Annotated in this window: 15 protein-coding genes; 4 read left to right on the forward strand and 11 right to left on the reverse strand. The window is 66.8% G+C overall.

The features are described from left to right. Nucleotides 1–30 precede the first annotated feature (30 nt). Entirely contained in the window at nucleotides 31–3,057 is a 3,027-nt protein-coding gene (locus AC3WS4_RS10780) for a TonB-dependent receptor plug domain-containing protein (RefSeq protein ID WP_492738855.1), read from the reverse strand. Nucleotides 3,058–3,523: 466 nt separating this feature from the next. Between AC3WS4_RS10780 and AC3WS4_RS10785 the strand changes: the two genes are divergently transcribed. Next, nucleotides 3,524–5,848, forward strand: coding sequence for a penicillin acylase family protein (locus AC3WS4_RS10785; protein ID WP_492738852.1), 2,325 nt, complete (start codon nucleotides 3,524–3,526; stop codon nucleotides 5,846–5,848). Here the strand turns inward: AC3WS4_RS10785 and dacB are convergent. The 7 genes from dacB to AC3WS4_RS10820 form a co-directional block, all read right to left on the reverse strand. After that, nucleotides 5,845–7,317: a D-alanyl-D-alanine carboxypeptidase/D-alanyl-D-alanine endopeptidase gene (gene dacB, locus AC3WS4_RS10790; protein WP_492738849.1), complete on the reverse strand. Its 1,473-nt coding sequence runs from the start codon at nucleotides 7,315–7,317 to the stop codon at nucleotides 5,845–5,847. The two genes, AC3WS4_RS10785 and dacB, sit on opposite strands and share 4 nt — an antisense overlap. Further along, nucleotides 7,314–8,342 carry a serine hydrolase domain-containing protein gene (locus tag AC3WS4_RS10795; RefSeq protein ID WP_492738846.1) on the reverse strand — a complete coding sequence of 343 codons (1,029 nt, stop codon included), beginning with the start codon at nucleotides 8,340–8,342 and terminating at the stop codon, nucleotides 7,314–7,316. The genes dacB and AC3WS4_RS10795 overlap by 4 nt, the downstream gene beginning before the upstream one ends. Continuing rightward, entirely contained in the window at nucleotides 8,339–9,844 is a 1,506-nt protein-coding gene (locus AC3WS4_RS10800) for an MFS transporter (RefSeq protein WP_492738844.1), read from the reverse strand. Before AC3WS4_RS10800 ends, AC3WS4_RS10795 begins: the two co-directional genes overlap by 4 nt. Beyond that, complete coding sequence (locus AC3WS4_RS10805) at nucleotides 9,841–11,097, reverse strand: dicarboxylate/amino acid:cation symporter (protein WP_492738841.1); 1,257 nt, start codon at nucleotides 11,095–11,097, stop codon at nucleotides 9,841–9,843. Before AC3WS4_RS10805 ends, AC3WS4_RS10800 begins: the two co-directional genes overlap by 4 nt. 22 nt (nucleotides 11,098–11,119) lie before the next feature. Next, complete coding sequence (gene dgcA / locus AC3WS4_RS10810; RefSeq protein ID WP_492738840.1) at nucleotides 11,120–12,112, reverse strand: N-acetyl-D-Glu racemase DgcA; 993 nt, start codon at nucleotides 12,110–12,112, stop codon at nucleotides 11,120–11,122. A gap of 7 nt (nucleotides 12,113–12,119) precedes the next feature. Continuing rightward, nucleotides 12,120–13,154, reverse strand: a complete 1,035-nt coding sequence (gene dgcN, locus AC3WS4_RS10815; RefSeq protein WP_492738838.1) for an N-acetyltransferase DgcN — start codon at nucleotides 13,152–13,154, stop codon at nucleotides 12,120–12,122. 95 nt (nucleotides 13,155–13,249) lie between these two features. Further along, on the reverse strand, nucleotides 13,250–14,134 hold the full coding sequence (locus AC3WS4_RS10820) for a LysR family transcriptional regulator (protein WP_056348052.1): 885 nt from the start codon (nucleotides 14,132–14,134) through the stop codon (nucleotides 13,250–13,252). Between the two features lie 221 nt (nucleotides 14,135–14,355). Between AC3WS4_RS10820 and AC3WS4_RS10825 the strand changes: the two genes are divergently transcribed. After that, on the forward strand, nucleotides 14,356–16,002 hold the full coding sequence (locus AC3WS4_RS10825) for an N-acyl-D-amino-acid deacylase family protein (protein ID WP_492738835.1): 1,647 nt from the start codon (nucleotides 14,356–14,358) through the stop codon (nucleotides 16,000–16,002). Nucleotides 16,003–16,006: 4 nt separating this feature from the next. Here AC3WS4_RS10825 and AC3WS4_RS10830 read toward each other — a convergent pair whose 3' ends face one another. After that, nucleotides 16,007–16,192: a hypothetical protein gene (locus AC3WS4_RS10830; RefSeq protein ID WP_156377712.1), complete on the reverse strand. Its 186-nt coding sequence runs from the start codon at nucleotides 16,190–16,192 to the stop codon at nucleotides 16,007–16,009. Between the two features lie 136 nt (nucleotides 16,193–16,328). On the opposite strand from AC3WS4_RS10830, the gene AC3WS4_RS10835 reads away from it, so the two are divergent. Further along, a complete protein-coding gene (locus AC3WS4_RS10835; protein WP_492739175.1) occupies nucleotides 16,329–17,090 on the forward strand; it encodes a sulfite exporter TauE/SafE family protein in 762 nt (253 codons plus the stop codon). 54 nt (nucleotides 17,091–17,144) lie between these two features. Here AC3WS4_RS10835 and AC3WS4_RS10840 read toward each other — a convergent pair whose 3' ends face one another. Continuing rightward, entirely contained in the window at nucleotides 17,145–18,461 is a 1,317-nt protein-coding gene (locus tag AC3WS4_RS10840; protein WP_492738833.1) for a methyltransferase regulatory domain-containing protein, read from the reverse strand. Nucleotides 18,462–18,484: 23 nt separating this feature from the next. Further along, nucleotides 18,485–18,688 (reverse strand): hypothetical protein, encoded by a 204-nt coding sequence (locus tag AC3WS4_RS10845; RefSeq protein WP_492738832.1) that lies wholly within the window; start codon nucleotides 18,686–18,688, stop codon nucleotides 18,485–18,487. 224 nt (nucleotides 18,689–18,912) lie between these two features. Between AC3WS4_RS10845 and AC3WS4_RS10850 the strand changes: the two genes are divergently transcribed. Beyond that, nucleotides 18,913–20,151, forward strand: coding sequence for an NHLP bacteriocin system secretion protein (locus AC3WS4_RS10850; protein WP_492738831.1), 1,239 nt, complete (start codon nucleotides 18,913–18,915; stop codon nucleotides 20,149–20,151). The last annotated feature ends 2 nt before the right edge of the window (nucleotides 20,152–20,153 follow it).

Raw genomic sequence — 20,153 nt, forward strand, 5'->3', positions numbered from 1 at the left:
GCTCCCCTTTCTCCCTTGGTTGGATGCGCGTCAGTCCAGCTTGAACCGGACGCCGACGCGGTAGGTACGACCCAGCAGGTCCGAAAAGGTGCTGTTCGCCGCGAGGCCCGTTTCGGGCAGCAGCAGCGGGTTGGCATCGAACAGATTGGTGACGTTGAAGAAGAACTCCGCCTCCGATGCGTTGCCGACCTTGATCTTCTGAGTCAGGTTGAGGTCGACGTAGAACGTCCCTTTGACGCGGTTGTTGTCATAGGTCGGGTTCTGGCTGGTCGAGGTCGGGCAGCCGCTTGTGCATTCGATCGCGTTCGCCAGATATTTGCCCGAGCTGACGCCGCGACCGGTCACGGTGCCCGAGAAGGTCGGGGTCGAATAATTGGCGTTGGCGCGGAAGATCCACTTCGGTGTACTCGCCTGACCGCCGTTCGCCCCCACCGTGTTGACCGGCGTGGTCCCGGCGATGCCCGTTTCCGCCAGATTCTCGATGTAGCGCGTCGCGGTCCCTTTCAGCGTGATACTGCTGCTTTCACCCACGGGCAGGCGATAGGCGGCGTCGAAGTCGATGCCGCGCACCAGCCGGCGCACATAGTTGAAGGGCTGGGTACGGATCAGCAGATAAGGCACCGTCGGGGTCGAGCGCGTCGGATCGGTGGTGATCGCGTCGCAGAACGCCTGGACCCCTTCGTCGCAGCGGTTGACCACTTCCTGCGCGCTGATCGTGTCGATCGCATCCTGCAGGTTGATACGGAAATAATCGACCGATGCGCTGAAGCCCGGCAGGAAGCGCGGCGTGATCACGCCGCCGATGTTCCACGAATCCGCCTTTTCGGGTTCCAGCGCGAGGTTGCCCGTCGTCAGGCCCGAATAGGGAAAGAATTGCGGACCGCTGTTCGGATCGGCCGAATTGAACTTGGGATTGCGTACCGAATCGCTGTTCGCGGTGCCGGCCTGGAACAACTCGTTCAGGTTCGGCGCGCGAATGTCGCGCGACCGCGTCACGCGGAGGCGGATGTCCTCGATCGGCGCCCAGGTCGCGCCGAGTTTCCAGGTGGTGACATAACCCGACGTCGAATAATCGGTCGCGCGCACCGCGCCATTGAATTCGAGGCCGAAACCCAGCGGGACCAGCGTTTCGAGATAGGCTTCCTTCACATTATAGCTGCCCTTGAACGGCAGATAGTTGCCGACCGACCAGGCGTTGCGGAATCCGGGCCGGCCATTGGCGTCGACCGTCGCGATCGGCTGGAACTCGGTCGGCACGCTGCCGCGGATCTTCTCTTCGCGATATTCGCCGCCGATCGCGATGCTGACGTCGCCCGCCCAGGTGGCGAAGGGCGTCAGCGACAGGTTGGCGCCCGTGACATATTGTTCGAGCACCTGCTTGCGGAACGGATCGCCCAGCACATAGTCGATCGCCGCCGGATTGGCGACGCCGATACCAAGGCGATTGAGCGGCACGCAGGTCGGGTCATTGTTGGTGGTGTCGGTGTCGACGTTGATCAGGCACTGGATCGATCCGACGGCATAGCCGCCCGCATTGCCGGCGGGTGCAAAGGCCGCATTCGTCGCATTCGCCATGCGCGTGACATGCATGATGTTACGGAGTTGTTCGCGCACATCCGAGCGGCCATATTGGCCGAAGATGTCCCAGCGTGCCGCCTTGCCGAAGGCGTCGAACTCGCCCTCGGCACCGATGACGTAGCGTTGGACCTGGCGCTTGTTATTGATGCCGCGGAACGGCAGGTCGGCCGCGGTGGTCGTGATGCTGATGCTGTTGACGCCGGTGAGCCGCGCCGCGCCCAGCGTCTGCAAGGCGAAGGCGTTACAGGTGGTCGGGACCGGGACGGTCGTGCAACCGACGGTGTTGAGAGTCGCCGATCCCAGGTTGGGGCCGGCGTTGAAGAAGACTTCCTGCTTGTTGTACGACCCTTCGGCGAACAGCGTGAGGCCATCCGATACGTCGAAGCTGGTGCGGCCATAGACGCCCCAGCGGTCGTCCTTTGGCGCGAGGCCGATGCGGCGGCCCGAATCGTTGACGCGCCAGTCTCCGCCGACCGTGCGCGTGACGGGGGAGCCAGTGCCGTTGGTGTTCAGCACCGGCGAGTTGAACGACCCATATTGAAACGGGATGACCTGGCCGTTCTGGCCGAAATAATTGCCGCGCAAAGCATTGGTCGAGGTCCCGGTCGATGCGGTGATGAAGCCGCCGGGGGCCTGATTGGTCTGACCAGCATTCTCGCGGAAGGTGATGAAGGCGGGCTGGCCATTGGTCGTCGTATATGCGGGGTTGGCAATGGCCAGATAGCCCTTGTGGTTCCACGGCCGATCCCCGGGGTCGATTTCGTAGATGCCGTCCTGATGTGCGATTTCGGCGTTGAAGACGATATGCCCGCGGCCGTCGGCGAAGGAGGTGCCGCCAGCGACGCTGCCCGAATAGTTGAAGCCGTCGCCCTTGTCGGTGAGCCCTATGTCGCCGCTGATGCGCAGCCCCTCCATCTTCTTGTTGAGGATGAAGTTCACCACGCCGGTGACGGCGTCCGAACCATAGGCTGACGATGCGCCGCCGGTCACCAGTTCGACGCGCTCGATCAGCGCCTGCGGGATAGTGTTGATATCAACCCAGCCGAAGATCGTCGAACCGACCGACCGGCGGCCATCGACGAGGACCAGCACGCGGCTCTCGCCCAGGTTGCGCAGGTTGAGCGCGTTGATGCCCGCCGAGCCGTTGGAGATGTTGAGGCGCGAGTTGCCGGGCTTCGTCGATCCGGCGAGTTGCGGCAGCTGGTTGACGAAGTCGGCGATGTTGTTCGACGGCGAGGTGTTCTGGATATCTTCCTTCGTCAGCACGATCACCGGGGTGGGGGCCTGGAACCCGTCGCGGGCGATGCGCGAGCCGGTGACGACGATCTGCTCGCTGGGGGCCGCTTCGCCGCTGTTCGGCGTGGCGGTGGCCTCTTGTGCCAACGCCGGCGCGCTGTGAACCAGCGCCAGCGCGGTCATCACCGCGCCGAAGCGGCATGTACGGCCCAGCGGCCGACAAATTCGTCCAAGATCACGCATGTTAACAAGTCCCCTTAATTGCCCAAAGGCTACGCCGCACACCGCCAGTGCGTGCCGCGGCTAGCCCTATTGTCCCACCTGACCGCGTGGCGGGCTCTTGGCTCCGCCTTCTTATGTTTTCGTGATATTCATCGTATCGGCCCGGCTATCGCCGCGTTCGAGGTGCGCGGATAGACCGTTCCGTGACGGGGAGGTTACAGGGTGGTTACCGCCGGTCAACAGCTTCGCGATTACCCTGGCGATATGGACCTATAGCCCCAAGGCATAGCGTCGCCGAAATCGATGAAGGCCGGGCGCGGAATAGCTTGCAGTTATAGGGCGCGGTCCGCTTGCTATGGCATGGCCGCACTCCGCTGCGATAGAGTCGGCCTCGTCATCTTCAATCCTTATCGGGGAGGCTCTGTTGATCCAGCGCCGTGCGTTTCTGCTGGCTTCGGTTGCGCTTGTTGCGCTGCCTGGAACCCTTTTGGCGAAACCCGCGGTCAAGGATGGCAAGAGCTCGCGCACCGCCAGGCTGTCCGGCGCGCGGGCGCCGGTCGAGGTTATCGAAGACGAACTGGGCGTGCCGCACGTCCGCGCCGCCTCGTTGCACGACGCCTTCTTCGGGCAGGGGTATCTGGTCGCGCGCGACCGTCTGTTCCAGATCGACATGGAGCATCGCCGCGACATGGGCCGGATGGCCGAGGCGTTCGGACCGCGCTTCGTCGCCGCCGACACGGCGGCGCGGCTGTTCCTCTATCGCGGCGATATCGAGGCTGAGCTCGCGTCGCTGCCGCCGGGCGTGCTAGAATGCGCCAAGGGCTATGTCGCGGGCGTCAACGCGCGCATCGACGAGCTGGCCGCCGACCCGTCGTTGCTGCCGCTCGAATATGGCATCCTCGGGATCGTTCCCTTGCGCTGGGACGTGCGCGACATGGTGCGGGGGCGCGGGATCGGCATGGGCGACGCCGACGACGAGGTGCGCCGCGCGATGCTCCATGCGCGCGGGCTGCTCGATGCCGAGCTGCTGATGGCGCCGCTGCGCCCGGCCTGGTCCTTCACCGTGCCCGACGGGCTCGACACCGCGGCGGTGAGCGAGGCCGACCTCGGCTTGCTCGACCCCGCCAACCGGCCGGGGGGCTTCGAGCCGCTGCAGGAAGCCTGGTTCGACCCCGAAACGCGCCGCGAAGACCGTTTTGCGCAGGGCAGCAACGCCTGGACCGTTTCGCCGTCGCGCACCGCGACGGGGCGCCCGATCCTCGCCAACGACCCGCATCTCGGCATCGGACGGTCGAGTCCGCGCCATATGTGCCATTTGACGGCGCCGGGGCTCGACGTGATCGGCGCGGGCGCGCCGGGGCTGCCCGGGATCATGCAGGGGCACACCGACCGCTTCGCCTTCGGCCGCACCAATTTCCACATCGACCAGAGCGATTTGTTCATCCTGCGCACCAAGGAGGGCGACCCCGGCCGTTACTGGCACAAGGGCGAATGGAAGGCGTTCGAGATGTTCGAGGACGAAATCCTCGTCAAGGGCGCGCCGCCTGAGCGCGTGACGCTGCGCTATGCGGGTGGCCGCCCGATCGTATCGGCTGATGCGGCGCAAAATCGCGCGGTCGCCTTTGCCACCGTCGCGATGCTCCCCGGCGCCAATTCGCGCTTCGCGATGATCGCGATCAACCTTTCGACCGACTGGGCGTCGCTGCGCCAAGCGTTCAAGCTCCACGTCTCGCCGACCAATTTCCATTATGCCGACATCGACGGCAACACCGGTTGGCAGACGATCGGCTTTACCCCGCGGCGGCCGAAGCACGACGGGCTGTTCCCGGCGCCCGGCGACGGCGACCATGACTGGACGGGCATCCTGCCCGTCGAGGATATGCCGCACGTCTATAACCCCGCCGAGGGCTGGTTCGCCTCGGCCAACCAGATGAACCTGCCGAAGGATTATCCCTATCGCGAGCGGATCATCAGCTTCAGCTGGAGCGATCCCTTCCGTTACGATCGCTGCGCCGAGGTGCTGCGCGCGCAGCCCAAGCACCGGATCGAGGACAGCATCGCGTTGCAGCACGACGTCCAGTCGCTGCCGGCGCGGGCACTCGCCAAGATGCTGCCCGCCGCGCCTTCGGCCGAAGCGGCGGAGGCGGCGGCGCTGCTCAAGCGCTGGGATTGCGGGATCGAGGCCGACAGCGCTGCGGCGCTGCTCTATGAGATGGTCCTGCCATTGCTGTCGACCGCGGTTTACGATCGCATCGTGCCGGCGGCGGCGCGCGACCTCGTTACCTCGCTCAACCTCGCCGAAATGCTGCGCATGCTGGCGGGTCTCGACAAGAGGTTCGGCGACGATCCCGCGGCGGCGCGCGATGCGCTGGTCGACGGCGCGCTGGTCGCGGGCTGGAAAAAGGCGGTCGAGGTCGGCGGGCCCGATCCGGCAAGCTGGCGCTGGGGCGACCTGCACCGCGTCACGATCGAGCATCCGCTCGCGGCGTCGAACCGCAAGATTGCCGAGGCCTTCCCGAAGATCATGGGCGGGCGCTCGGGCGGCGACTGGAACACGCCGATGGCGCGCGGTTTCAACGCGCGGCGCAATTTCGACGTGTCGCATGGCGCGAGCTATTTGTTCGTGGCCGACGTCGGCGCGTGGGACAACAGCCGTTACCTGCTGCTGCCCGGCCAGTCGGCCGACCCGCGCTCGCCGCGCTACCGCGATTTCTATCCGCTGTGGCTGGCGGGAACGATGCAGCCGCTCTGGTACAGCAAGGCGGCGGTCGACCGCCATGCCGCGGGGCGGTTGGTGCTGAACCCCGCCTAAAGCGCCTCGGCGATGGTCACCAGCGCGCGGTCGACGGCGGCGGTGGCCTGGCTGTCGAGCTCGTCGGGTATGTCGTTGGCGAGCGCCGAAAAGATCAAGGTCTTGCCGCTGCGCGTCACGAGATAGCCCGACACCGCGCGCGAGGCGTTGAGCGAGCCGGTCTTGGCGAAGAGCTTGCCCTCGAGGAGCGTGCCCTTGAAGCGGTTCTGCAGCGTGCCGTCGCGCCCGGCGATCGGCAATGTTTCGCGCCAGGCCATGGCCCAGGGCTGGCGCGATATCCAGCTCAGCAGGCCGACGGCACCGCGCGGGGAGATGCGGTTGTAGCTCGACATGCCCGATCCGTCGGCGAAGAAATAGCTGGTCGCGGGCAGGCCCGCTTCGCTCATGACCTTGCGCATCACCGCCTGACCGTCGGCGATCGAACCGCTGCCGGTTTGCCGCGCGACGCGGCGCAGCATCAGTTCGGTGTGGAGATTCTGGCTCTCCTTGTTGATGCGGATCATATTCTCGGCGAGCGACGGCGCGGGCAATTCGGCGAGCATCGCGGGTTCGGCGGGCAGCGCGACCGGCGCACCGTCGCGGGTCTTGGGATCGTCGGCGGTGGTCAGCGGGCGGTGGCGGGCCGCGATCTCGCCGTCGACGCGTACGCCGCGCGCGCGCAGCAATTCGCTGAGGCGCCACGCGGCATAATGCGCCGGATCGTCGATGCCGTAGCGTAGCGTCATCGGCGCGGCCTCGGCGCCGATGGTGCCGGTCAGGCGCAGGATGCGGCTGTTGGGCATCCGGTCGGCGGCGACCTTGTCCTCCTTGCCCGCGACGGTCGTGACGTGATTTTCGATGCTGTAATAGCCCAGGGCCTGAATGGCGGGCGCCGCACCCAGCGCGCCCGGTGCGAGTTTGACCACCAGTTCATTGTCGTCGAGCGTCAGCGCCGAAATGCCGGTGCCGTAACGCGACTGGATATTGTTCCAGCTCATTCCCGGGCTCCAGCGTTCGTCGGGGAACCAGCTGTCGTCGCCGACGATGTTGCGGACATGGCGCGTCTTCGCAGCGACCGCGTCGGCGAGCGTCTGGAGGCAATCGGTCTTGCAGTCGTCGGCGCTGGAAAGCACCGCGTCGCCGCGGCCATGAAGCACGACGTCGACCTTGCCATCGGCGGCCGTTTCGAGCCTTACGCCCGTGCCTTTTGCGGTCTGCTGGAGCAGAGGCAGTTCGGCATAGGCGATGGCGGTCGTGAACATCTTGGTGTTCGACGCCGGAATGAAGCGCTGGTCGGGGGCGATCGACACGAGCGTTTCGCCGTCGAGCGTCGTGACGAGCAGGCCGTAGCGCGTGCCGGTGGGACCCGTGGCGAGCGTCTGTTCTACGGTGGAGAGCAGCGGGGTGGTCGGTGCCGTCTGGGCGTGGACCGTGGCAAGCGACAGCGCGAGGGCGGAGGCGAGGGCGAAGCTCTTGATCGTCATTTTCATCGGTCTGTCCGTTCGTCCCATGCCGTGATGAGGGCGTTGCCGACAGCGGGGCGGAGCGCGACGATGCCGCTGTCGAAATGGCGGGTCGGGTGGACCCGGTTGGTGAGCAGGGTCCAGGCGAGGCCGCGCTCGAAATCGATCCACAGCCCGGTTCCGGTGAAGCCGGTGTGGCCGATGGTGTCGGCTGAGCAGGCGGTGCCGCCGTGCCAGCCGGCAAAGGCGCGCTCCCAGCCGCAGGTCCGGTGGTTCGCACCCGCGGTGCGGACTTCGGCCATCATCGCAGGCGACAGGATTTCCCCGCGCAGCATCGCGGCGGCGAAGCCCAGCACGCCGTCGACGGTGCCGAACAGCCCGGCATGGCCGGGCGCTCCGCCGAGGGCATAGGCGTTTTCGTCGTGGACCTCGCCCTTCATCACGCGGCCGCGCCAGCTGCAATGCTCGGTCGCGACCGCCGGGCCGGGCGGCGGACCGAAAGCCAGTGCTTCGCCGAGCGGCCACGCGGAGAGCGGCGCGCCGGTGATCCGCTCGATCGCGATGCCGAGCAGGATGAAATTGATGTCCGAATAGACGGGCGGCCCGTGGCGCCATTCGCGCTGGAGGACGAAGGCGCGCAGCCGCGCCGGATCGTCGCCATAGGTGTAGATCGGTTCGACCGCGGGCAGGAAGCTGCGGTGCATCAGGCAGTCGCGGAAGGTCAGCCGCCGTTCGGCGGCGTTCGCGACGTCATATTGGCGCAGGTCGGGGATCGCGTCGGTCAGCGGCCGGTCGAGGTCGAGGCGGCCCGCTTCGGCAAGCTTCAGGATGATCGTCGTCGTCGCGATCACCTTGCTGAGCGAGGCGAGGTCGAACCAATGGCCGCGGGTCAGCACCTCGCGCTCGGGGACGAGCGCGGCCATGCCCGCAAGGTGCACGGCGGTGCGGCCCTCGGCATCGACGAGGCCGAGCGCAGCGCCTGGAATGTGGCCGCTTTCGACGGCTTCGAGGGCAGGGGCGAAACCCGCGTCGATGATGGCCTCCAGCGTCATGTCGCCGCGCGCGCCTTCACGCGGACGATGACCGGCAACAGGAAGATCGCGGCGAAGCTCAGTGCCCCCGACAGCAGGAAAAAGCCGTCATAGCCGATCTGCGTCTGCATCGACCCCGATGCACCCGCGAGCAGGCGGGGCAGCAGGAAGGCGAAGCCGGAGAGCAGCGCATATTGTGCCGCCGGATGGGCCGGGCTGACCAGCATCGACAGATAGATGACGAACACCGCACCCGCGAAACCATTGCCGAACTGGTCGATCGCAACCGAGGTATAGAGGATGAAGGACGATGGCTCGCTGTGCCACAGCCAGACATAGATCCAGTTGCCGAGCGCGGCGGTCACCGCGCCGATGCCGAGCGTCCAGCCGAGCGACAGCCGCGTCGACAGCCAGCCGCCGAGCGCGACGCCGGCCATGCTCGCCGACAATGCGACGACGCCGTCGGCGAAACCGATCTGGTCGAGGCTGTAGCCCGCCTCGTTCCACAAGGGGTGCGACAGGGTGAGCGTCAGCACGTCGCCCATGCGATAGAGCGAGACGAAGGCGAGCACCGCGAGCACGGCATAGCCGTAACGCCAGAAGATTTCGACATAGGCGGCGGCGAAGCCCGGCTTGCTCGCCAGCGCGGCGGCGGGCAGGCGGTTAATGCGCGGCAGCGCGAGCGCGAGCGCGACGAAGGGGAGCAGCGCGATCGCGAGGACGACGGGGGTGACATTCGTCTTCGCCGAGATGCCCGCGCTTTCGGCGGCCGACAGGACGACCCAGCCGACTGCTGCGGTTGCTAGCGCGGTCGCGAGCAGGATGGCGAGGCTGGCGAGCGTCCCGGCGACCAGCGCGCTCAGGCGACCGCGCGTGCCGGCCTGTTCGGGGCGCATCGCGGCGAGGATCGGGAACGGCAGGAAGGCGGCGAAGGCGATGACGAGATAGGCGATCGTCCAGTCGGCGCGCGCCGCCACCAGGATCGCGCCGCTGCCCGCCGCGACCATCGCGCTGCGATAGCCCCATAGATTGGCGGCGACGATCGGTGCCTGCTCGGCCTGCGTCGGGGCGAGCTCGATACGCCAGCCGTCGGCGGCAACCTCCAATGTCGTGGTCCAGAAAGCGAGCAGGATCGCGAAAAGCGCGGTGAGCGGCAGGCTTTTATCGTTCGATGTGAAGGCCATGGCGACCATCGCGGTGAAGATGCCGAGTTGCGACAACATGATCCACCCGCGCCGCCGCCCCCAGAAGCGCGCGAAACCCGGCACGTCATAGCGCTCGACCAACGGCGCCCACAGGAATTTGAAGGTCGGCAGCAGCGCGATCCAGGCGAAGAAACCGATGATGACGATGTCGACGCCGTGTTTCGACAGGCGAAGCGTAAGCACCGCGTTGAACATGTAGAAAGGCAGCCCGGCGGCAAAGCCGAGCAGCAGGTAGAGGCCGAACAGACGCCGTGCGGAGGGCTTGGCGGGTAAGGGGAGCCCTTCGATCGGGCTGCCGGCCGCGAGCGTTGTCGTCATGGCGCTGGTCTTGCGTCAGCGGGCGGTGGTGTCTCGTCCGCCTTCTCCCAGCGTGCGACGATGGTGGTGACGGTCAGGTTAGCGCTCGCACTCGCGACGGTGCGCGTCATGTCGAGCAGGCGGTCGAAGGGCAGGACGAAGCCGACGACGAGCGCGGTCTGTTCGGGCGACACGCCGACCGCCGAAAGCACCGCGGCGAGCATGAACAGCGAGGCCGAGGGGATCGGCGCCGTTCCGAAGGCCGCGAGTGCGCCGGTGAGCAGGACGACGAGCAGCATCTGCAGGTCGGGTTCGACCCCCACCGCCTGTAACGCGAAGATGCTGAGCAGGCCGACGTACATGGCGGTGCCGTCCTTGCCGATGCTGGCGCCGATGGGCAGCACGGTCTTCGCGACGCCGGGTGCGATCTTCAGATCCTCGAGCGCGATGCGCAGCGCCACGGGCAGGGTGGCGGCGGAGGAGGCGGTCGAGAAGGCGACCGCGAGGGCATCGACGATCGTGCGGTAGAAGAGCAGCACCGGCCGCCGCGCGACGAGGACGAGCAGCGGTATGTGCACGAGCAGGATTTGCAGCAGCACGCCGACGGCGACCCCCACTGCGAGCCAGCCGATGTTGGCGAAGACCGCGACGCCATTGTCCGCCACGGCCTTGGCGATCAGCGCGAGGACGCCGAACGGCGTGACCTCCATGACGATCCGCACGACGTGGAACAGGGCCTTGCCCGCCGATTGCAGAAGGTCGGCCATTGGTTTTCCTTCGTCATCGGCGAGGATGACGCCGAAGCCGAAGAGGATCGAGAAGAAGATGATCGCCAGCATGTCGCCGTCGACCAGCGACTGGACGATGTTGGTGGGGATGATCCCGACGAGCTGGTCGTGCAGCGATTTGGGTTCGCCCAGCGCATGCGGGACCGCACCGGCAAGCGCGGCGCCCTTGCCGGGTTCGAGCAACAGGCCGACGATGATTCCGATCGACACCGCGAAAAAGGTCGTCGCCGCGAACATCCCGACGGTGCGTGCGCCGACCGATCCCAGCTTGCGCGGGTCGGCGAGCGCGGTGACCCCCGATGCGATGCTGATGAAGACGATCGGGACGACGAGCATCCGGATCAGCCGGACGAAGAGTTCGCCGACGATGGCGATCGCTCCAGTCGCGGCGGGCCAGACGAGTCCCAGCACCACGCCGATCGCGAGCGCGCCAAGCACCCTTTGCCACAGCGGCACCGCGACCCAGCGGCGAAGCAGTCCCGTCATTCGCCCCTGTGCCCCGATCCTGTCAAATGCCACCCCAGAAGCCGGGCTGCGGCGGCGACATGATGCCGTGCGCCGCGCTGACCCCGCCCGCGCGATCCTCTGCAAGCCAGAGCGGTCCGTCAAGGTCCACGAAACTGCTGTTGGCCGCGATGGCCCAGGCAGGCGCGATCGACAGCGACGAACAGATCATGCAGCCCGTCATCACATCGAGCCCGCGCGCGCGCGCCGCCTGCGCCAGGTCGAGCGCGGCGGTCAGCCCGCCCGTCTTGTCGAGTTTGATGTTCACGACGCCATAGCCGTCGGGCAGCGTGTCGAGGTCGGCGGCGACATGCACCGCTTCGTCGCCCGCGATCGGGATCGCCGAGCGGAAACCGCGCAGATCGTCGTCGGCATCGGCGGGCAAAGGCTGTTCGAGCAGGTCGATACGCAGCTCGGTGAGCAGGTCCTGGAGGGCCCGGACTTCGGCGATGGTCCAGCTTTCATTGGGATCGACGATCATCTTCGGCGCCGGCGCCGCGGCGCGGACGGCCTTGATCTGCGCCGCGGGATCGCTCCGGTCGACCTTGATCTTGAGGAGCGGGGCATCGGCGAGCGCGGCGGCGGCGGCCGCCATGCGATCGGGGGCGTCGAGGCTGACGGTCATCGCGGTGACGATCGGGCGCAGCGGCTTTTCGAGGCCGAGCGCGGCCGCGATATCGCTTCCCGCCAGCCGCAGTTCGAGGTCCCACAGCGCGCAATCGACCGCGTTGCGCGCGGCGCCGGCGGGCATGATGCCGAGCAATTCCTGACGCGTCGCGCCCGCTTCGATCGCATCGCGAGCGGCCTCGATCGTCAGAATGGTGCTTTCTTCATTCTCGCCGTAGCGCGGATAGGGCACGCATTCGCCGCGCCCGATGACGCCGTCCTGCGCGATCGCGACGGTGACGACCTGCGCCGCGGTCTTCACCCCGCGCGAAATGCGAAAGGGCGTGTGGAGCGGCAGGATCTCGCCGAGGGTCGACAGGCTGCGTGCCATCGCGACGTCAGGCGGTTTCGGCGACGCTGTGTGTGGCGGCACCGGTTTCCAGCAGCCGGTCGAGGATCGTCTCGACCCCGAAACGATAGGGATCGCTGGTCGGCAGCCCGAATTCGGCCTCGGTCGCGGCGCACAGGGCACGTGCCTCGTTCTCGGGCATGGCCGAGGTGTTGAGCGCGATGCCCACAACCCGCACATTCGCGTTGGTCAGCCGGGCTACGCGCAGATTGGCTTCCAGTGTTTCGGCAATGCCGGGCAGCGGATAATGGGGCAGGCCGCGCATATGCGGGCGCGCCGGGTCATGGCACAGGACGAGCGCGTCGGGCTGCGCGCCGTGCAGCAGCCCCGTCGATACGCCGGCGAACGAGGGGTGATAGAGCGAACCCTGCCCCTCGATCAGATCCCAGCCGTCATCGCTGCGTGCGGACGAAACCTGTTCGATCGCGCCCGAGATGAAGTCGGCGACCACGGCGTCGAGCGGAACGCCGTCACCCGCGATCAAGATGCCCGTCTGTCCGGTCGCGCGGAAATCGGCCGCCACGCCGCGCTTGTCGAGCGCGGCAGCGAGGCAGAGCGTCGTGTACATCTTGCCGACCGAACAATCGGTGCCGACGGTGAGAAGCCTTTTGCCCGCGCGGGGCTTGCCGTTGCCGATCGGGATATCGGGTCGCGGGTCGCGCACATCGTGCAGCTGGCGGCCGCGCCGCGCCGCGGCCTCGATCAGCCGCGGTTCGGCGTTCAGCCGATGGTGCAGCCCCGAAGCGATGTCGAGCCCGGCCTCCATCGCGGCCAGCGCATCTACGATCAGATCCTCGCCCAGCCTGCCGCCGGCATTGGCGATGCCGAGCACCAGCGTCCGCGCACCGGCGGCGTGGGCTGCGGCGAAATCCATGCGCGGCAGGTCCAGGGTTAACGGGCAATCGTCGTGACGATATTCGCCGACGCAGATGTCGGGCCGGAACACCGCCAGTCCGCGCGAAGTCTTGATGTCAGCGGGGTCGCTGGAATGGCCGAGATAGAGAAGATAGGGCGTTTCGATCATGGATCCGGGAACCTGCCTGATGGTAATGGGGCCGATAATAGCTTCCCCTGTCGCAACGCCCCAATATCCAGCGCCCCATATCCTATAGCTTGACGCTATAGACCTTCGATCACCGTCGCGAGTACGGCGAGGAATGCCGACGCCGTCCGCGACGGCGGGCGATTCTGCAGATAGACCGCGTTGATGTCGAAGGTGATCGCGGGCTGCAGCGGCCGGCTCGCCAGCCCGGGCGGCAGCGCGGCGTGCGCCGTGAAATTGTCGACGATCGCCATGCCGACTCCCGCGCTGACCAGCGCTGCGGCGACATAATAGGTGCGGGCCGAAACAACCTCGTCCAGCACGACCTCCAGCCGATTGAGCTCGCTCGACAGCATCCGTCCGATCGGGCCGCTCTGCGCCGGGCTGATGAACTTGTGCCCGCACAGTTCGTCGAGGCGCAGGCGCGGGGGCGCGGCCGGCATATCCTCTTCGCGGTAGATGACCACCAGTTCGCCCTCGCCGATCACCTGATGGGCGACGGGAGCCGACAGCGGCACCTCGAAACTGATCGCGATGTCGGTTTCATGCTCATAGAGTTTACGCACCATTTCATCATGGTGCAGCGTCTGGAGATCGAACATGACGTCCGCATGATCGTCCAGAAACCGGGCGACAGCCGTCGGGATCGCGCCGAGCCCCAGCGACGGAAGCGCCGAAATGCGGAGCAGGCCGCCGCGCCCGTGGCGCAGGTTCTGGCACGCCTGGCGCAGCGACCGCACCCGGTCCTGAATGTCGGATACTTCGGCGAACAGGGTGCGCGCGTCCTGCGTCGGGATCAGCCGCCCTTTCGACCGCTCGAACAACGTCAGCCCGATCGAGCGTTCGGCGTGGCGCAGCACCTTCGTCACCGAGGGCTGCGAGACGTTGAGCGACCGGGCGGCGGCACTGACCGTGCCGTGCAGGAAGACTGCGTGAAATATCTCGATCTGGCGCAGGTTCATCGCGTTGTGGCTCCAAAGCTGCGGTTGTCGGGCAAGAATTTGCCGCTGTTTCGGCCGAATATCGACGCTGGTTTTCGATCTTATGCCATTGGGTTATAGGGGCTGCAACTACACTCTCTGGACGCGGGGCGCTTATTCGAGACATCCTCATCGCCGGAAAAAGCCGACCGAGGGTGCGCCCCGGCCGGCGGTCGCAACTGCCCAACAGAAGGATCACGCCGATGCCGTCGTCGCTTGCTTCGCTTTCCGTTCGCCGGACGATCGCTTCGCTGTCGGCCGCTGCGGCGCTGCTTTGCGTGGCCGGCGCCGCAGCGCGGCCGGACGAGGCGGTCGACGTGATCATCCGGGGCGGGACGATCTATGACGGCGGCGAGGGCGAACCCTTTGTCGGCGACGTCGCGATCCGGGGCGACCGGATCGTCCATGTCGGCCCGTCCGGCGACTATTCGGCGCCCCGGGTCATCGACGCGAAGGGGTTGATCGTCGCGCCCGGCTTCATCGATCCGCACACCCATGCCGACAGCTTCCTCCGCTCGCCCGACCCGACGGTGCGCGTCAATGCCGCCTGGCTGGCCCAAGGGGTCAGCACGGTGATGATCGGGGTCGATGGCTATGGCACGCCCGACGTCGCGGAGGATGCCGCCAGGCTGGCCGGATCGGGGATCGGCACCAATATCGTGCCCTTCGTTGGCTTCGGACCAGTGCGCCAGCGGGTGCTGGGTCAGGATGCGCGCGCGCCGAACTCGGCCGAACTCGATGCGATGAAGGCGTTGGTCGCCAAGGGCATGTGCGAAGGCGCGGTAGGCCTTTCCACGGGGCTTTTCTATGCGCCGCAAAGCTTCGCCACCACCGGCGAGGTCGTCGCCGTGGCGCGCGAGGCGGCGATCCGCGGCGGCCTTTACGACACCCACCAGCGCGACGAATCGAGTTACAGCATCGGCCTGCTCGGGTCGGTGGAGGAAGCGATCGAGATCGGCCGGCAGGCCGGAATGCCGGTCCATTTCGCCCATCTGAAAGCGCTCGGCGTCGACGTTCATGGTCAGGCCGGCGCGGTGATCTCCGCGATCGACGCCGCGCGCAAGGCGGGGGTCGACGTGACTGCAGACCAATATCCCTGGCTGGCGTCGGGATCGAGTCTCGACGCGTCGCTGCTGCCGCGCTGGGCGGTCGATGGCGGCGGGGCGGCGTTGCTGAAGCGGCTCGACGATCCCGTCACGCTGGCGCGGATCCGGGGCGAAATGCAGGACAATCTTCGCCGGCGCGGCGGGGCCAGCGCGTTGCTCCTGATCGCACAGGGCTTTCCCTGGACCGGCCGGACGCTGGAACAGGTTGCAGAGGAGTGGAGGGCGGATCCGCGCGACGCGGCGCTGCGGATCATCCGTCAGGGTATCGAGGCGAAGGGCGAGGGACAGAAGGGCGGCGGCGCCGCCGTCGCGTCCTTCAACATGGCGCAGGCGGACGTCGACCTGTTGATGACGCAGCCGTGGATGGTGACGTCATCCGACGGGTCGGATGGCCATCCCCGCATGTTCGCGACTTTCCCCGAAAAATATGCGCGTTACGTCCGCGAGCGCAAGGTCATCGACTTGCGGACCTTCATCCGTCAATCGACCGGCCGCACCGCCGACATCTACAAGCTCGACGGGCGTGGTTACCTGCGTCCAGGCTTTTTTGCGGACGTGCTCGTCTTTGATCCTGCCCAATATGCGCCGCGCGCCGATTATATGCACCCGCGCGAACTGAGCGTCGGTGTTCGGAAACTCTTCGTCAATGGCGCATTGGCGGTCGATGACGGTCGAACAACGGGCGCCGCTGCCGGTCGCGCTCTGCTGAGGCCCCGTCCGCCCGGCTGCACCGGGCGCGATTGAACGGTTAAAACGCCAAATCTGGATGCTTGCCCATGCGGGCAATGACCATTGCGCAAAGACGCTCGGTCTCGACACGATTTGCACACGCGATCCGCGCGAAACCCTTGCCGCCGTCGCGTCCGTCGTCGATTGCCTGAAACGATACGGGGTTCGTGGAAACCCTGCCCCTCTTGGCCCAGGCGTTGCTCAAGGCGTCGCAGGCGGATCAGCGCCGATGACAGCAAATTCATTCGACAGTCCGAACGGCCTTCGTCAGAAGGTCGGATGCGTCTGTCAATTCCTGGGTGATCGGGTTGCTCCAAAATCTGCTTGAACATGTCGACACGATGCATGCGACCGCGGGTTTGCTGGTCGGCATCATGGTCGGGCTGACAGGCGTTGGGGGCGGGTCGCTGATGACGCCGCTGCTGGTGCTGATGTTCGGCGTCAATCCCAAGACAGCCGTTGGCACAGACCTTCTGTTCGCCGCGCTGACGAAGACGGTGGGGAGCACCGTCCATGGCTGGCGCGACACCGTCGACTGGCATATTTTTCGCCGTCTCGCCGCAGGATCGATCCCGGCCGCTGTCCTTTCGGTCGTCGCGTTGCAGGGGCTCGGCAGTATCGGCGACGGTGCCGAGCATGTCATCATTCTGTTTCTGGGCTTTATGTTGATCCTGACGGCGTTCGCCGCGTTTTTTCAGGGACATCTCATGCGGTTCGCGCGGCGGCACGAAGGTCCCGACGATGGGCGGGCACTGCTGCCGACCGTGATGCTCGGCGCGTTCATTGGAGTTGCGGTCTCCATCTCGTCGATCGGGGCGGGGGCGATCGGCGTGACCGCCCTGCTGATGCTCTACCCGCACCTGCCGGTCTCGCGGATTGTCGGCACCGATATCGTGCACGCGGTTCCGCTGGCCCTGGTGGCGGGTTCGGGGCACTGGCTCTATGGCGATGTCGATCCGACGCTGCTCATCAGCCTGTTGGTGGGATCGATCCCCGGCGTGATCGTCGGCAGCCTCTTGTCCAGTCGTGCGCCCGATCATCTGTTGCGTCCGGCGCTTGCGGCTGTCCTGCTGTTTTCGGGCCTGAAGCTGCTGACCAGTTGATAGGGATACTTTGGCGCCAATCGACTGCTTTCGGCTAGCGTCCGACTTGCGAAGTCACGGCCGTAGCGACCCGCGCGGAATCCCGATGACCCCGTGGCTTGAAACCGCGCCATTGATCGTTGCGGCGTCGAGCCGCAGCAAGGCGGCGTGGGTCGCCGCCGCCAGCGGCACGTCGGCCGGCGGGTCGGCGGGGACCACTTCGCCCGCCATGAAGAGCGCGTCGAGGGCGTTGAACAGATCGGCCTCGCCGATGTCAGCCACGGCGGTCAGCGGTTGCGGCCCGTTTTCGAGCGCGCGCAGGATCGCATGCGCCGCATCGTTGTCGAAACGGATCGTGCCGGCGGCGGTGCGGGCCTCGAAACTGGCTTCGCCGAGCGGGCGCGGGGCTGACCACCAGCCCTGCATCCGCGCCTTGGCCTGTTCGGTCGCTGAAAGCCGCGCGTAGCGCTGTTTCACGAACAGGTCGGTGCGGAACCAGTTGCGGGTGAGCAGGTCGAGCGCGCATTCGCGCGCGGCGGGATTGGCGATCGTGGACAGTGTTTCGCGCCATGCCGCCTTCAGGGCAAAATCGGCGCGCAAGCGGTTAGGTCTCGCCTGGCCGGCCAGCGCCAGTCCGCGCTCCGCCGCAGCTTCGAGAACAGCGCCCGACCAGAGCGGCGTCCAGTGGCGATTGAGATATTCATGCGCGAAATAATCGGTCGGCAGGCGGCCGCGCATCTCGTCGATCCATTCCCAATGGCCCGCTTCGAATATCCCGGTCGCGCGTAGCTGTTCAAGCGCGGTTTCGAACCGCTGGGTCGGCGTGCCCGGCAGGCCGTCCGCCAGTGTCCACAGCATTTGCTGGAACGCGACCATCGGTGTCCAGCCGGGCAGGCAATTATAGCCGACGGCCATCACCCCGCCGGGTTTCAGCATATGGGCGGCGAGGTCGAGGACATGGCCGCGATTGGTTTCGCTGACCCAGGCCAATACGCCTTGGCATTGCACATAATCGGCCGCGTCGCCGGCTTGTGCCGCCAGCGCGGCGTCGAAATATTGATGATGGAGTTCGATGTTATCGAGGCCGATTTCCGCCGCCATCGCCGCGCCGCGCGCGACATGGTTCGGATTGCCGTCGATACCGATGAAATGCCCCTCGGGATGCGCGGCAGCGTTGAGGATCAGCCCGATGCCGTCGCCGCAGCCGATATCGACCATCGTGAAGGGCGAGCGCGTGCCATGACCGCGCGGCGACGCGATCCCGACATGCGCCAGCATCGCGTCGATATTTGGCGGGGCGAAGCTCGCATGAAAGCTGCTCGGATAGAGCGAGTCGCCGACATAGCCGTCGATGCTGTCGGACGGACCCGCCGTCGTGTCGTGCGGCGCCATGCGCGCGATCCTCCGCTACGCCGTCATAACTTCACCGGGTTGGGCGTATATTTGTTCGCGGCGGTCGCGGGGCTGAGCTTCACCTCGTTGACCTTCTGCACGACGCTGCCAAAGTCGGGGTCGAGCTTGATATAGGTCGGGCCTGCGCCGCCCGATGCCTGGCCGAGCGCGTCCTCGCTCAGCTCGACGGCGCCCGCCCTGGTCACTTTGTCGGTCTTTCTGGTCATCGCAATTCTCCTAACAACGCCGCGCGGAGGCGGCGGTTCGACAGGTTGCGGCCCGAGTCGGAATATCCTTCCCGACAGGCGTCCTGCATAGCCGATTCCGCGCGCGATAGTGTGCCTTGCGTCACAGCGATGCCGACACCCTTGTCACAACGGGGAAAATCGGTTCATGTGCGCGGATAGAACAATATGGGTCGCGTGCGCATGGCAACAGGGGCGGCACGCGGATGAGCGAAACCATCTATCGGCAGACGGCGCTGGATCGCATGGCGAATCCGGAGCGGCTCGACGCCCCACTGACGCTGGTGCCGCGCCCGTCGTGGATACTGCTCGGCGCCTTCGCCGTCGCGCTGGTCGCGGCGCTGATCTGGGCCAGCGTTGCGCGCGCGCCCGTGACCGTGGGTGCAAGCGGCATCCTGATCAACCGGTCGGGCCTCGCTGAAATCGCCGCCGCGCAGGATGGCCGTATCCAGACCATGCTGGTCATCCCCGGCGATGCGGTGCGGATCGGCCAACCGATCGCAACCATCGCCCGCACCGAGCTCACCCGCGAACTGGCCGACGCCCGCCTCGACCTGCGCGATGCCCAGGCGCGGCTTGCGCGGTTGCAGGGTTTTTACGGCGAACAGGGCGGGCGCGAACGCGGCGCCGACAGCGCCCGGCTCGCGACGATCTCCGAAAGCCGCCGCGCGCTGACCAGCCGCGCCAGCTATCTCGAGCAGCGCGCGGGCCGGATGGAGAAACTGATCGCGCGCGGCTTCATCACCCAGGACCAGCTGGTCGATGTCCAGATCGAACTCGCGGCGGTGCGCGAGCAACTGTCGAACCTGGGCGAAGCGGCGCTGCGAGTGCGGGTCGACGCCGACGCGCGATCGGGCACCAGCGGTCTCGCCCTGCTTGACGAACAGCGCGAGGTCGATACGCAGCAGCGCCTGATCGAGCGGCTCGAGGCGCGGCTCGGCGACGAGGAGGTGATCCGCGCCACCGTTGCCGGGCGCGTCACCGAGGTGAAGCTGGGGACCGGCGACATCGTCGCCCCCGGCACCGCGCTCGCGACCGTCGCGCCCAATCAGGGCGGGCTCGTGGCGCTGCTCTATGTTCCCGCCGCCGAAGGCAAGCGCATCGCGCCGGGGATGCGCGCCGAGATCACGCCGACCGCGGTCGAGCGTGCGGTCTATGGCCATATCCGCGGCCGCGTCGCGTCGGTCGCGCCGCTGCCCGCGACCCCCGAAGGGATGAGGCGCATGCTGCGCAACGACCAACTGGTGGCAGAGCTCAATGCGCGCGGCGCGCCGATCGAGGTGCGGATATTGCTCGACCGCGACGCCGCCAATGCGAGCGGCTTTGCCTGGTCGGCGTCGAAGGGGCCGCCGGGCGCGATCAGCGCGGGATCGATCGTAGCGGGCAGGGTGGTGGTCGCCGACCGGCGCATCATCGGATTGCTGGTGCCGGGCGCCGGTAACTAGCG

The organism is Sphingopyxis sp. EU05-FHT14B03 (assembly GCF_058790875.1).